This is a genomic window from Sporosarcina sp. FA15 (assembly GCF_051550195.1).
GTDB lineage: Bacteria > Bacillota > Bacilli > Bacillales_A > Planococcaceae > Sporosarcina > Sporosarcina psychrophila.
This window is the reverse complement of the sequence record NZ_CP188818.1, coordinates 2,447,615-2,461,764: the sequence shown is the minus strand read 5'-3', so window position 1 is coordinate 2,461,764 and position 14,150 is coordinate 2,447,615. Positions and strand designations below refer to the sequence as shown.

At 39.2% G+C, this 14,150-nt stretch carries 11 protein-coding genes; 10 read left to right on the top strand and 1 reads right to left on the bottom strand.

All coding sequences use genetic code 11. From position 1 onward, the window contains the following. Positions 1-22 precede the first annotated feature (22 nt). Positions 23-262, top strand: coding sequence for a hypothetical protein (locus tag ACP8HG_RS11815; RefSeq protein ID WP_354312313.1), 240 nt, complete (start codon positions 23-25; stop codon positions 260-262). A gap of 324 nt (positions 263-586) precedes the next feature. Here ACP8HG_RS11815 and ACP8HG_RS11810 read toward each other — a convergent pair whose 3' ends face one another. Next, positions 587-1,552 (bottom strand): S8 family peptidase, encoded by a 966-nt coding sequence (locus ACP8HG_RS11810; RefSeq protein ID WP_354312315.1) that lies wholly within the window; start codon positions 1,550-1,552, stop codon positions 587-589. A gap of 1,881 nt (positions 1,553-3,433) precedes the next feature. On the opposite strand from ACP8HG_RS11810, the gene ACP8HG_RS11805 reads away from it, so the two are divergent. The 9 genes from ACP8HG_RS11805 to ACP8HG_RS11765 all read left to right on the top strand — a co-directional run bounded on the left by ACP8HG_RS11805 (position 3,434) and on the right by ACP8HG_RS11765 (position 14,105). Next, positions 3,434-5,233, top strand: coding sequence for a DNA/RNA non-specific endonuclease (locus ACP8HG_RS11805; RefSeq protein WP_438296370.1), 1,800 nt, complete (start codon positions 3,434-3,436; stop codon positions 5,231-5,233). Positions 5,234-6,139: 906 nt separating this feature from the next. Next, positions 6,140-6,931, top strand: a complete 792-nt coding sequence (locus tag ACP8HG_RS11800) for an IclR family transcriptional regulator (RefSeq protein WP_399628564.1) — start codon at positions 6,140-6,142, stop codon at positions 6,929-6,931. Positions 6,932-6,971: 40 nt separating this feature from the next. Then, entirely contained in the window at positions 6,972-8,438 is a 1,467-nt protein-coding gene (gucD, locus tag ACP8HG_RS11795; protein WP_399628561.1) for an alpha-ketoglutaric semialdehyde dehydrogenase GucD, read from the top strand. Positions 8,439-8,483: 45 nt separating this feature from the next. Next, positions 8,484-9,395 carry a dihydrodipicolinate synthase family protein gene (locus ACP8HG_RS11790; RefSeq protein ID WP_399628558.1) on the top strand — a complete coding sequence of 304 codons (912 nt, stop codon included), beginning with the start codon at positions 8,484-8,486 and terminating at the stop codon, positions 9,393-9,395. After that, entirely contained in the window at positions 9,392-10,342 is a 951-nt protein-coding gene (locus ACP8HG_RS11785) for a U32 family peptidase (RefSeq protein ID WP_399628555.1), read from the top strand. The genes ACP8HG_RS11790 and ACP8HG_RS11785 overlap by 4 nt, the downstream gene beginning before the upstream one ends. 88 nt (positions 10,343-10,430) lie before the next feature. Beyond that, the gene (locus ACP8HG_RS11780) at positions 10,431-11,372 is read left to right on the top strand and encodes a fumarylacetoacetate hydrolase family protein (protein WP_438296367.1); all 942 of its coding nucleotides are present in this window, start codon (positions 10,431-10,433) and stop codon (positions 11,370-11,372) included. Positions 11,373-11,458: 86 nt separating this feature from the next. Beyond that, positions 11,459-12,595 carry a 2-keto-3-deoxygluconate permease gene (locus ACP8HG_RS11775; RefSeq protein ID WP_399628553.1) on the top strand — a complete coding sequence of 379 codons (1,137 nt, stop codon included), beginning with the start codon at positions 11,459-11,461 and terminating at the stop codon, positions 12,593-12,595. A 51-nt stretch (positions 12,596-12,646) separates the two neighbouring features. Beyond that, complete coding sequence (locus tag ACP8HG_RS11770; RefSeq protein ID WP_438296364.1) at positions 12,647-13,771, top strand: UxaA family hydrolase; 1,125 nt, start codon at positions 12,647-12,649, stop codon at positions 13,769-13,771. Between the two features lie 22 nt (positions 13,772-13,793). After that, positions 13,794-14,105 carry a UxaA family hydrolase gene (locus tag ACP8HG_RS11765; protein ID WP_399628548.1) on the top strand — a complete coding sequence of 104 codons (312 nt, stop codon included), beginning with the start codon at positions 13,794-13,796 and terminating at the stop codon, positions 14,103-14,105. Positions 14,106-14,150 lie beyond the last annotated feature (45 nt).

Sequence of the window (14,150 nt, the reverse complement as noted above, 5' to 3'; positions counted from 1 at the left end):
TCGTTAACTAGGAGGAAACAACATGGATCAAGACCAACAAGAACAGAAGCAACACCTTGAACAACAGCTTCAATGGACTAAGGAACGGGTTTGTATCTTGGATGAGATGAATGTAAAGCTTCATGAAATGAAAAGGATAGCAGAGTACGCTGTAGAACATACACTTTCAGCAATTGAAATTGAGAGGTTGAATGGTGAACTGGATACATTGAAGAATGAATTCAGTTCTCTGGAAAAACAGCTATACCCTATACTTCACTAGGAGATCAGCTCATTTCTGTGGAAGTATAAAAATGAGTACGCTGTGCACCGCACAAGTGCGAGTTTCCAAGTTCAAACGTAATTCGGAAAACAAATATGTGATGATAAAATCCGTCAAACGCGCCAATCCTCAAACGGATCATGCTGAGGTGAATATGTAGTTTATTCTTTGAATGAAAGATATAGCGGCAAAGCCAACCAACAATCACGAGGCCTACTTCATCTTCTACGCTAATCAGAATAACAAAACACGGCCCGGAAATACCAGACCGCGTTTTGATTAAAGAAACCTGAAAAAATGCTAGTACACCACTTATTAATTAAATCACTGTGCACTCAAAACCAACGCTTTACTTTCTTTCTCAAATATACCTGTCAAATGTTCAAGGACCGTTAAATAAACGAGTCCGTTACCTTCAAGCTTTGGCGACAACCCTAGTGGAACGGTCCTTTTAATTAGCTGGGCGTAGAGCTCTGGTTCTGAAAGTTCTCGGCCGAAACTGTTGTTGACGAACCCTTTGATGAGGGCAAGCGCTCCGGAAACATGGGGGGCAGCCATTGACGTTCCACTTAATGTTGCAAATTTCCCGTTTAAATAAGTAGAGAGGATCTTTTCACCTGGAGCAACTAAATCGATTTCATTATGAGAGTTGGTAAAATCAGAAGGGCGACGTTCAAGATTTATGGCCCCTACACTAATGACTTCGTTATAATAGCCTGGGAAGGCGAATTCGTCTGTTGAATCGTCGCCGTCACCTTCGTTCCCAGCCGCACAAACTACGAGTATATTATTAGTTACGGCTTTTTGAATCGCTTCATGAAGTTCAGGCAAATCAGTTGGTCCGCCTAGTGACATAGAAATAATATCCACTTTCTGTTCAATAGCATAATTAATACCGTTGATAATCCAACCATATTGCCCTGAGCCTTTTCTATTCAATACCTTTACGATCAGCAAACTCGCTTCAGGAGCTACTCCAACTACGCCTATATCGTTCTGTTGTGCAGCAATCGTTCCGGCAACGTGAGTACCATGACCATTGTAATCGAGGTAAATATCAGGATTGCTTCCATCATCGTCCGTAAAGTTCCGACCGCCTATAATCTGTTCTTGTAAATCGGGGTGTGTACGATCGCATCCTGTATCCAGGATCGCTACCGTGATTCCTTTTCCTTTTGTTTCCTTCCAAATTGCGGGTGCTTGAATTAATGCCACACCCGGTGGAACTTCATTGGCCTCATTCACTTGGAAAACCACTTCATATGGGATTACATGTGCAAAATTATCCACTATATACCTCCTCGTATGATTAGAAATCTAGTTAAAAAGAGATTTCACCAGTATTTAGTCACAGTGGCAGTAAAGATAGTAAACTATTTGTTTCTATTAGTAGTGCTTGCTACATACTATAATGAAACGGAACGTACTTAGTGAGTTGTAGTAGATCCTATATGCGTAACCGTAATCTAGGATTAATAACTAAGTACGAAGAAATCTAGATTAGGCTATTAATCTAGCGAAAAGTATTGCACTTCCGATAGCAATTCATCATAATATAGAAAATGAGACATAGAATAAAAAAGGACTGGGCGTTTAATCACTCAGTCCTACACTAGTAACCTGTAAGACAAAATCATGGTCGACGTTGCGCATCGTACGATGGTGTAATGGGTTGGGCAGAAAAAGTATTTTGCCGAGAAGAAAGAAGTAATTGTCCACACGTCTGCCGATGGGGGGCGATTACTCCTTTCTTGATAAGAAAAAGATAACTGACAACGACACCGACATAAAAGCAATCCATCCACCAGATAGTGTCATGAGTAAACTTAGTATTTCGTATGTTGTCATTGGTTTTCACCTCCTTTCAATTGGAAGTGCTCAACAATCGGTTATGCATTCTCCGTAAATGAACTGAAATCTAGATGCAATTTCTGTAGGGATAAAAAGTTATATGATTAGCCCTACTATTATGTATATGTACAGTCAGTATGTATATGCTTAATTTTTACAAGAAATGACGGAAATTTTCTGGGGACTAGCCTTCATACTTTGTGAAGGGAAGATTTACCGCGTTTTTTGATAGCTACCAAAATTTCAGTTATATCATTTGAGCGACATAAAGAAAATCACCGCTTTATTATGTAATACCTTTACACTAAGTAAACTTGCTTCCGTAAATGAGTATTAAATATCCATTAAAAACCAAGGATAATTTTAGGTTACCCTCTTGTGCATTATATCACGGACTGATTATTCAGTCTAATCAATAATGAATAGATTAAATAATCGATTCGGAAGTCTTATAAAAGAGGAATTCTCTTTAGCGCATAATCACTAGTGCGGCTGAGATAATAAGAGGGATTTTTCCGTTAGTAGTACATGTTACATATCATGAGTGAATGTTTCTTAACTATTAAGTTGTAGCAAGTCCTAAATACGCATGCTACTGAAAAATAATTGTGTTAAGTTTAATCACTAATCAATGTCTACATATGAAGGTATTTAGGTCAACAAATGCATGTAGGACTGAGTTATTGCGCTCCATCTGGTAATCTATTATATATTTACCAGATATACAAAGAAAGAAGTGTTTGAACATTCAGTCCTATAATGGTAGAATAGGAGATGTACTAATGGTCGATATTGCATATCGTTCGACTGTGTAAATAGTTGGATAGAAAATGCCATTTGACCGAGAAGAAAGAGTAATTGTCCACACGTCTGCCGATGGGGGGGCAGTTACTTCTTTCTTGTTAAGAACACAAATTATGAAATGAAGATCCAGCTCATATAGGATAGAAAAATGAAAAACGTATTGGACAGAAAAATGTCCAATACGTTTTTTTGAATTACTTAAACCTTAAATCGATTAATCCCCTTTATCACTCTTAAGAACCGGATAAAAGCAATGAAAACAGGTTCCGAATGGCTAAAGTAATATAGTGGATTATTATTGGTTTAAAAATTTCTTGAAAACCACTGATAAAGTAACTTTTAAAAAAATGCACTTAGTGTTAGAATAATCACAACTATTAGAATGTGTTCATTTGGACTTGTGAATACATGTATAAATTTAGCGTAGGCGCCTTACCAGGGAGAGTCGAATCAGATTCAAAATAAATCTTCACTTCAATTTGTATAGCTTGATTTACTAATTTAGGGAGGGTAAACATGTCTATTAAACGACTGGATAAGTTTCAAAGTCTCCATGTGGATCTTGTAGATTTGCACCAACAACAAGCATTAAAGCGTTACATCGCTCGTTCTAGTGAACGTGAACGAATTGCTAGTGAACTGCAAACTAAAAATCCTTTTGAAGTAGATACGCCTGAGCGAGTCGCAACTCGTAAAGCGATTATTGATCCACGTGATGGACTTGCTATAGAACGTATTATTGGGCGAGATGATTTATTTCCTGTTTCTTATCTTGAAGCAGGACAACAAGCAGCCACTCCTGTTTGTAGAATCGAGATTCGTGATCGTTTAGGCAGAGTTCTCGGACATGCTACAGGATTTCTTGTCTCACCTTCCTTATTGCTTACAAATAATCATGTTTTGGAGAATTACAATTCGGCTCAGTTCAGTGTCGCACAATTTAACTATGAAGTTGATCTTGACTTAAATGAAAGGCCGATGAAAAGCTTCCGTTTTACACCTGAACGTTTCTTTATAACGGATAAGAAGCTTGATTTTACATTAGTGGCGATAGAGGAAGTGTCAGCTGATGGTACAAAAGTAAGTGATTTTGGGTTCTTGCCACTCATCTCGCAAACGGGAAAAGGGTTGGTTGGCGAATGTGTATCAATTATTCAACATCCTTCGGGCGCCCCCAAAGCTGTAGCAATCAGAGAAAATCAGATTATGGATGTATTTGAGGATTATATTCACTACTCAACTGATACCATGCCCGGATCATCCGGTTCACCAGTCTATAATGACGAATGGATCGTAATCTCTCTCCACCATGCAGGCGTTCCAGATCCAAAGAACCGAACCGAATTTATCGCCAATGAAGGGATTCGTATAAGCAGTATTGTCCAGTTTGTCGCGGAGCAAGGCAGCAGCTTGAGTAATGATCAAAAGTTGTTATTGTATGACATCGTGAAGGGGTGGGATGTTCCCGATTATACCCCTGAAGAGATGGAAGTCGAGAAGTTAAGCGATTCATGGTATGAATCATCGAGGGGGTATGACACTCAATTTCTTGGTGTTGATTATGAAGTCCCACATCCGATATTCCCGTCTGATCTTGAACAGGATATTGCCCAGTTAAAAGACGGGAGTAATGTGCTCCATTATACGCATTTTTCAATTGTCATGAGCAAGTCACGCCGTTTAGCCTATTATACGGTGGTGAATATTGACGGCAATCAATTGATGAAGATTGGTCGTAAGGACAAATGGTATCTAGATTCCCGCATTAAAACAGAATACCAGTGCGGCCCTGAATTATATAAAAATAATTCGCTTGATAGGGGGCATCTTGTCCGCCGGCTAGATCCTGTTTGGGGAGATTCAGCAAAAAAGGCAAATGAGGATACGTTCCATTTTACAAATTGTGCTCCTCAGGAGAGTAAGCTGAATCAAAAAAGCTGGCTGGATCTGGAGAATTATATTTTGCACAATGCCGAAAACTTAAATCTTAAAGTGACAGTGTTTACTGGGCCGGTTTTTCGGATGGATGACATTATTTACAGGGGAGTTCAGATACCAGCAGAGTTTTGGAAAATAGCTGTCATTGTAAAGAAAGATGGAAATCTATCTGCAACCGCTTATTTGCAAACTCAAAAGAATCTGATTGAGGATTTGGAATTTGTTTATGGTGAATATAAAACATATCAAGTACCCATTTCAAAAATTGAAGTGATTACGGGTCTTGATTATGAAGAATTACGTAATTTTGATCCGCTCAATCAATTAGAATCGACAATAGGATATGTCATTGATGCAGCGGAGGATATAAAACTCTGAGCTTATTTATAAAAGTCCGCTGGGAAATTAGTGAAAATGAAAACCACTTAGGAAAAAGTATCCTAAGTGGTTTTCCAATACTTATACCTTAAACCGATTAACCGCCAAACTCAATTCCTCACTCAACTCCGTCAGCGTTTCTGCTGCATCAGTTACAGATTGAATCGGTATAAGTTGAGTAAGACTACCAACTGCGAGTTTGCAGGCATTTTACGAAATATGAACTGTATTGACATCAATCCAATCCTAGTTGTAGTCATGAGAAAGTTTTGTTTTGGGACAAAACAATCAATGAATTACTCTGCTATGATTTATTCGTTAATCATTCGGATCACTTAACTTATCCCTTTCATAAAGGATCTAGTGGTGCCAGGCATCTTGGTATGTGCATCTTGCTCGTAGAGGCTCCATGTCAAAAACAACATGGAGTCTGCAATACACGTTGCAAAACTATGTATGAATCTTTTGCAATTCTCCGTTCTTCATTTCCACAAAATACAAGTACCTCATCAAATGTAGAAAAAAGTAAGTAGAGATTTTCGTGGATCTTATCGAGAAGACTGTGCGGAAGGCAATATAAACAAAAAGCATGACAGACATGGAGCAGATTATCCTGCATTCCGGCTAAAGTTGCGTGTACAGATTTTACCGGCATCATTCATAACCCAAATAATACAAGTGAAAACCCGCTTTGGACACTTTGTCCAAAGCGGGTTTTATGGCTACTAAAACTTTAAACGATTAACTTCCATACTCCACTGGAATGGAATTAATATTATAAATTATCTGATAAACACTTGTGTGCTCGGAAAGGTCGTGGTAAGATATATTTAGTTTAACAAAGAGAACCTGGTTTTGTATAGAAAACCAAAGTAATTTATTTTTAATCTAGAGGTGATAAGGTATATGGAAAAAAAGTATTGGGTTCCATCTATAGAAAGAACAGACATGGTTTTAAAAAAGATAGGTCAGTCACCAAATCAATTACGATTGATAGACTTATCAAGAGAGTTGGAAATAAATAAAAGTTCCTTGTTTTCTCTGTTGAATACCTTAGAAAATTTAAAATGGATAACAAAGGAAGGTGATACGTATAATCTTGGTCCTGCTCTCGGAGCACTAAGTGCGGCGTATTTAAACCAGTTCAATATACTTCAATCGTTCCATAAAGAGGCGGGATTTTCAGTTGCGGTTATTAATGAACATATTCAACTAGGAATCTTGGAAGAAGAAGATGTGATTTATCTTGGGAAAATGGAAGGGGACTCAAGAGTTCGACTTGTTACCAATCCTGGAATGCGTTTTCCAGCTTACGCATCTTCAATCGGAAAAATACAATTAATTGGACATACAAAAGAAGAATTGCAGAAAAGATTTGAATCCAGTGATTGGGAACAAAAAACACCAAACACAATATCATCTCTTGATGAACTTTACGAAAATGTACAACTTGCCAAACACAATGGATATGCAATTGAGAATGAAGAAGCATCACTTGGATTCCATTGCGTAGCTGCCCCTATTTATAATTATGAAAATAAAATCATTGCTGGTGTCAGTTTTACAATGATGAAAAGCAGTTGGGAAACGAAAAAAGATGCAGCAAAAGATGAAATACTAAATCTAGCATTGCGATTATCCCAGATTGCAGGGTATTCTGGCCATAAAAAACAGGCTGTCAATATAGAAATGGAATAATCCATATTGAAAATAATAATTCTAAAGGAGCTAACTAATTATGCAAACGCTATCAAAAGAAAAAGTATTCAACAATCTGATTAACAACGAATGGGTGGAGTCATCTTCACGGAAAACAATTAAAAGCATTAGCCCGTTAAATAAAGAAAATGTAGTAGGCTACGTTCAGAACTCAAACAAAGAAGACTTAGAGAAAACAGTCGTTGCAGCACATGAAGCGAAAAAGGCTTGGAGGAAAATTGGTCAAGCAGCAAGGGGACAATATTTGTTTAAAGTTGCAAATATTCTTGAGGAAAACATAGATGATATTGCTCAAACAATGACTAGGGAAATGGGTAAAACACTTCCGGAAGCAAAAGGAGAAACCGCACGAGGTGTTGCAATTCTTCGCTACTATGCTGGAGAAGGAATGAGGAAAGAGGGAGATGTAATTCCATCTTCCGACAAAGACGCTCTTATGTTTACAAAACGAACGCCACTTGGAGTTGTTGGTATCATTACGCCGTGGAACTTCCCAGTAGCAATTCCGATTTGGAAAGTTGCACCTGCACTTGTTTATGGTAATACAGTTGTGTTTAAGCCTGCAACCGAAGCTGCTGTTACGGCTGCGAAAGTAGTAGATTGCTTCGTTAAAGCAGGACTACCGGCTGGAGTACTGAACTTCATCACAGGTTCAGGATCCGTAATTGGCCAGGATTTGATTGAACATCCTCTTCTGGACGCGATTACATTTACTGGTTCTGAAAACGTAGGTGAAGGTGTAGCGAAATCAGCGGCAGCCCGCGGCATTAAATTTCAATTGGAAATGGGTGGTAAAAACCCGGTTATTGTTACAAAAGACGCTGATATTGATGCAGCAGTAGAAGCGGTGATTAGCGGAGCTTTCCGGTCATCCGGCCAAAAATGTACAGCCTCAAGCCGCGTAATTGTAGATGAGCAAGTTTACGATAGTTTCGTAGATAAGTTGGTCACAGAAACAAAAAAAATCACTGTGGGCGATGCGCTAAAAGAAGGAATTTGGATGGGCCCATCTGCTAGCGAAAGTCAGTTTAATACAGTGAAAAATTATATTGAAATCGGAAAAGAAGAAGGAGCTTCCCTATTAGTTGGCGGAGAGGTGTTGACGGGTGAAGAGTTTGACAAAGGATTTTATATTACGCCAGCGATTTTCGGAGATGTGCAATCAGAAATGAGAATTGCTCAAGAAGAAATTTTCGGCCCTGTTATTGCATTGCTACGTGCAACAGACTTAGAAAACGCAATTGACATCGCCAATGATACAAAGTACGGATTGAGCGCTTCAATCTTCACAACTAATATAGGTTCTATCCTTGAGTTCATTGATGAGATTGAGGTAGGACTGGTTCGCATCAATGCAGAAAGCGCAGGAGTGGAACTTCAAGCACCTTTTGGCGGGATGAAAGCATCGAGTACTGGATCTCGCGAGCAAGGACAATCAGCAATAGAATTCTATACAGCTATTAAAACAGTTTTCATCAAATCTTAATCACCAAAATACCAGGAATGGTTAAAGGAAAGGAAGCAAAGTGAGATGAAGTTTCGTGGAATTATCCCTCCAGTGGTCACCTTGTTTGATGAAGCTGGAGAACTTGATATAGATTTGAATCGAAGATACGTAGAGGAACTGCTTAAACATAGTATTCATGGTGTTTTGTTGACAGGCAGTTCGGGTGAATTTACTTCTTTAACGATGGCTGAACGAAAATTATATGTAAGTGAAATGATTAATAGTATTAACAAGCGTGTTCCTGTATTGGTGGGAATAGGCCATACCGCGCTTAAAGATGTACTGGAATTATGTTCACATGCTGAAGCGAACGGGGCTGACGGAGTACTTGCGGTCAACCCTTATTATTGGAAACTATCCGAAGAGCAGTTATATAACTATTATTCAACCATCGCTGAAAGTACAAAGTTGCCTATTATTCTATATAACATACCTAGCCTAACAGGTCAGTCGCTGTCTGTTGAATTAGTCAAAAGGCTCGCTTTGAATTACTTGAATATTTGCGGTATTAAAGCGACTGTAAGTGAGCTTGGTCAAATTCGAGAAATGATTTTACAAGTAAAAGCAGTGAGGGAGGAATTTAGGGTCTTTTCTGCATTTGATGAACATTTATTACCCGCATTAATGATTGGGTCAGCAGGCAGTATTAATGGAAGTAGCGTTTTCGCACCCGAGGTTTCGGTCAGTTTGTATGAAGCCTACCAAAAAGGAAATCTCGCCGGAGCTGAAATTGAACATAAAAAACTTTCCGAGTTAATGGAGATTTACACGATTGGCCCAGCCTCTTTCACGCCGATGAAAGAAGCTGTTCATCAAAGATGGTTTACAGAAAAGGCAGGACATCGGGCACCATTTGATGTATTTTCTGCTGAGTTATCAGAACAGGTTTCATCTTTATTAAAAATAATTGAAAAGAAAGAAGGAATGAAATTATGAAAGAATCTCGCGAACTATTAGAAAGACTAGGGTACCCTTCAACAGATTGTAAAGAGCTTCCTACATCAACGAAAACGTTTCCAGACGGCGCTCAATATCGTATTGAAATTCCGAGTGTTGAAGGACCGGTTGCTTTAAAAGCAGCATTGGCTGAAATTGATAAACGTGGTTTAACTGTTCACAGAGTGTCCCAAGGAAGTGGAATTATGCTTCAAACGGATGAAGAAATTAAGGAAATGTGTGAGCTTACTGCGGATAGGGGAATGGAACTTAGCTTATTCGTAGGGCCACGTGGAACATGGGATATCAGTGCACAGCCCTTGACAAGTGGCGGCCAGTCTATTGCCTTGCGCCATGAAGGAGCAGATCAATTAGTTTACGCAATGGAGGACTTAAAAAGAGGCGCTGAACTAGGTTTGCGTGGTGCATTAGTCGCGGATGAAGGTCTGCTTATGCTGACAAAAGAAATGAAAAAAGCAGGACAATTGCCTGAAGACTTTGTAGTGAAGGCATCTGTTCAAATGGGCTCAGCAAACCCCGTTTCAGTCAAGCTAATGCAAGATCTCGGCGCAGATACATACAACGTTCCAACTGCGCTTACGCTAGCCAAACTTGCATCTATCCGTCAATCCATCGATATTCCAATCGACTTATATGTTGAGGTGCCGGATAACTTAGGTGGCTTCCTTCGCTACTATGAAATTCCGGAAATCATTCGTGTTTTGGCTCCGGTCTATATTAAATTCGGACTTCGTAATCATCCAGATGTGTATCCTTCAGGAAAACAGTGGGAGAAAACAAATGTAGAACTAGCTCAAGAACGTGTACGCCGAACGGCACTAGGTGTGCAAATGATTGAACGTTATTATCCGGAAGCAAAAACATCAAAACTCGGAGCTGAAGGACTGGGTATACCAGTGAAAGTAGACAATCTAGTAACAACATAAGGCCTTTATAATACTTGAGATTTGCAAAAAAATAGCTTAGCTCAAGTATTTTTATTTCGGAGGATGATTACAGACGGGGGGAAGCCGCATGAAGTTTATGACTTTTCGTTATCAATCAACAATACGACTTGGTGTTTTACAAGAGGATAGTGTCTTGGATTTAAAAGCATTACATGAGTTGTATAGCGAGGAAGATTCTACGTTTCTTATTGATATGGAACAGCTGATTAAGATGAATGAAACGGCACTTCCTTATGTTCAAGAACTTCTTGAATTCTATAATAGTAACGAAGAAAATATTACAAGTATTTCGTATAAATTATCAGAAATAGAAATTTCAGCACCAGTTTCAACGCCTGAAAAGATTATTTGTGTCGGGTTAAATTACATGGATCATTGTTTAGAAACAGGACTAGAGCCTCCGGCATCACCAGTGATTTTCTCGAAATATCCGAATGCGATTATTGGTGAAAATGATGCAATCGAAATTCCTGTTAATTCTTCTCAGGTCGATTTTGAAGCAGAACTTGTAGTTGTAATTGGTAAAGAAGCAAAGAGGGTTACTGAAGAAGCTGCTGAAGAATATATTTTTGGTTATACAATTATGAATGATGTCAGCGCTAGGGATCACCAATTTTCCGATGGCCAATGGGTACGGGGGAAAACTGCGGATACATTTGCACCGATAGGTCCGATTATTGTGACAAAGGATGAAGTGGGAGATCCTCATATTTTGGGTATCTCTTTAACGTTGAACGATGAAGTGATGCAACAATCAAATACAAAAAATTTGATTTTCAGGATACCGTATATCCTATCCTATTTGTCACAATCGATCACGTTAAAACCAGGGGATTTAATTGCGACAGGGACTCCTCCTGGCGTAGGAATGGGAAGAGAGCCGAAAGTTTGGCTGAAGGACGGAGACCAGTTATCTATTTTCATTGAAAACATTGGAACGCTTACAAATTCCGTTATCAAATCTGTACCGCTTGAAAGTAAGCGAAAAGAAAGTATATCTTCGTCTTGAGGTAACTGAAGACTTGGTTAACTATTTACGGGAGCTGTGAAAGCGGTTACATTTTTCGCTGAAAAAATAAAATTGGGGGATGAAACATGAAAATTAAAAAGGCAATCGATAAAGTTCCTGGGGGTCTAATGGTTGTTCCATTATTGGCAGGTGCGTTTTTAAATACGATAGATCAACTTCATATTCCATTTATCATGAATATGTTAAAAAGTCTTGGCGTCTCGGCCACAGATGCCGGGTATTATGAATTCTTCAAAATCGGAGGCTTTTCACAAGCGTTATTTAAAGATGGCGCTTTAACATTATGTGCGCTATTCCTATTTTGTGCCGGGAGTCAAATGAACCTTCGTGTAGGAGGGGCAGCACTAAAAAAAGGTGTTATTTTAACATCTTCAAAGTATGCTGCAGGTGTGATCGTCGGGATTACTTGGGGTCTGCTATCTGACCCGGTCAATGGCTTCCTTGGATTATCTACATTGGCAATTATCGCAGCAATGACTAATGGGAATGGCGGTATGTTCGCTGCATTAACAGGACAATATGGAAATCGTTCCGACGTAGGTGCAACAGCCGTTCTTTCACTTAATGATGGGCCATTCTTCACCTTGATGGCACTTGGCATGATGGGGGCCAATTTCCCATTGATTGCTTTCATCGCAGTTCTCTTACCAATATTGCTTGGAATGCTACTTGGGAATTTGGATGAAGATATTCGAGAGTTTTTATCTACCGGTGAATCATTGGTAATTCCGTTCTTTGCCTTTGCGTTAGGTGCAGGAATGAATCTATCCGTCTTCTTTAATCCGGAAGTGTTGGGTGCCGGTGTTGCACTAGCATTAATGACTGTTATCCTTTCTGGTGGCGCAATGGCACTGGCATTTAAAATTTTCCGCGAGAAAAGTGTCATTGCACCTTGGGCTGAAGCATCTACGGCAGGAAATGCGGTTGCTACGCCTGCTGCAATTGCTGCAGCGGCTACCGTAGCTGCAGGATCTGGATTAATGAGTACGGCAGACGCACTTGTTTATCAAAATCTTGCAACCGTTGCCACTGCTCAAATCTCGATTGCCGCAATTTCTACCTCATTACTTGTTCCTGTTGCCGTAATTCTTGCGGATAAATATCAAAGGCGAAAAGGTATTGATGGAAGAGTAGAATCTGCCGTGCTTAAGGAGAAAAGGGTAAAAGATACCGTGCCAGTCGTAGAAGACTTACAAGGATAATCTAAACGAAGTGATTAAGGAATACCTACTAATGAAGGGGGAGATAAACAGATGGGATATACATTTGAAGGTTATTTAAGAAAAGATGGAACTGTCGGTACGAGAAATTATATCGGTGTTGTCAGCTCAGTTGTGTGCTCAAGTGTCATTGCTAAAGAAATTTCGGACCGCTTCCCTAAAGCGATTCCGATTGTCCATGCAAATGGTTGTGCACAGCTCGGTGATGATTTCCAATTGACGAAAAACATGTTGGTCGGAGTCGCTTCGAATCCGAATCTTCACTCTGCACTTCTTGTTGGATTGGGGTGTGAAACGAACCAAGTAAGCGGTTTGCTTCACAGCATTCCCAAATCGAAGCCTGTAAAAGGAATTGGAATTCAGCAAATGGCTGGAGGAGAGAATACCCTAAATAGGGGCGTTGAAATAGTAGGGAAATGGTCGAATGAAGTTGCTGAAGAAAAAAGGGAACAACTACCGCTATCCAATTTGATTGTAGGGATTGTAACCGTAGATACAGATAAAGATACGTTAAGAAAAGTCACACCTGTCGTTGGCGGACTCATCGATCTATTAATACAGAACGATGCAACGGTTGTTATGGGACTTTCAGAAACGTTAGAGCCGGCAGGATTGCTATTAGCTGAACGAACCAATCATGAAGAAGTGGCAAACAGATTAAGAAAGTTAGGCCAAGGCGTAGAACGGAAGCAGTGGAAAGAAATTAAGAAAGAACATAGTATTGTTTTAGGATTTACTGAAGAAGAAAAAAACTTTGCTATTTTAGAGTCAGAATTAACAGGGGCGAACCCGATAAATAGCTTGCTTGATTATAATGAAAAGCCGCAAAGCAAAGGGCTCCATTTATCATCGGCCACAACTAATATAGTTGAGACATTCTCAACTATGGTATCAAGCGGTTGTAATATTGTACTAGTTGTCAGCAGCAGAGGAATCCTGACGGGTTCAATTGCGTTACCATGTATGACGATATCCCCGGAGAGCACAAATGGCGCATTCGATGAACTGACGGATTATATTGTTACGGAAGAAAGTACGAATATACAAGTGGAGAAATTAATGAAAGAACTTATCGCTTTTAGTTCAGGAAAACAAACAAGTCTTGAGAAATTCGAATTAGGAGAGTTCTCTATTCCACATATAGGAACTACCTTTTAATAATAAAAAAGGGGGAATGAAAATGAAATATAATGGACTGAAACTAAATGTAAGTGATAATGTAGCTGTTGCGCTAACGAATATTAAAGCTGGTGAACTGCTTTCTATACAAGGTGTAGATGAAAAGCTGAAAGTGGAAAATGCTATTGCATATGGACATAAAGTAGCAACTGCTTATATAGGACTTGAAGAGAAAATTATTAAATATGGAGAATGTATGGGGATGTCAACAGAAGAAATTCATCCAGGCCACCATGTACATGTTTTTAATGTTCGTGGTCTAAATGAGAAAGAACGGTTATCTTCGTTGAAAGAACATGCTGTTTCCGTTTAAAACGGTTCTTGGTTGATACATTAAAGTTTGAATAGGAAGGTGTAG

Coding starts and splice junctions, on each gene's coding strand:
- ACP8HG_RS11815 (WP_354312313.1), top strand. CDS start 23: ATGGATCAAGACCAACAAGAACAGAAGCAACACCTTGAACAACAGCTT.
- ACP8HG_RS11805 (WP_438296370.1), top strand. CDS start 3,434: ATGTCTATTAAACGACTGGATAAGTTTCAAAGTCTCCATGTGGATCTT.
- ACP8HG_RS11800 (WP_399628564.1), top strand. CDS start 6,140: ATGGAAAAAAAGTATTGGGTTCCATCTATAGAAAGAACAGACATGGTT.
- gucD (WP_399628561.1), top strand. CDS start 6,972: ATGCAAACGCTATCAAAAGAAAAAGTATTCAACAATCTGATTAACAAC.
- ACP8HG_RS11790 (WP_399628558.1), top strand. CDS start 8,484: ATGAAGTTTCGTGGAATTATCCCTCCAGTGGTCACCTTGTTTGATGAA.
- ACP8HG_RS11785 (WP_399628555.1), top strand. CDS start 9,392: ATGAAAGAATCTCGCGAACTATTAGAAAGACTAGGGTACCCTTCAACA.
- ACP8HG_RS11780 (WP_438296367.1), top strand. CDS start 10,431: ATGAAGTTTATGACTTTTCGTTATCAATCAACAATACGACTTGGTGTT.
- ACP8HG_RS11775 (WP_399628553.1), top strand. CDS start 11,459: ATGAAAATTAAAAAGGCAATCGATAAAGTTCCTGGGGGTCTAATGGTT.
- ACP8HG_RS11770 (WP_438296364.1), top strand. CDS start 12,647: ATGGGATATACATTTGAAGGTTATTTAAGAAAAGATGGAACTGTCGGT.
- ACP8HG_RS11765 (WP_399628548.1), top strand. CDS start 13,794: ATGAAATATAATGGACTGAAACTAAATGTAAGTGATAATGTAGCTGTT.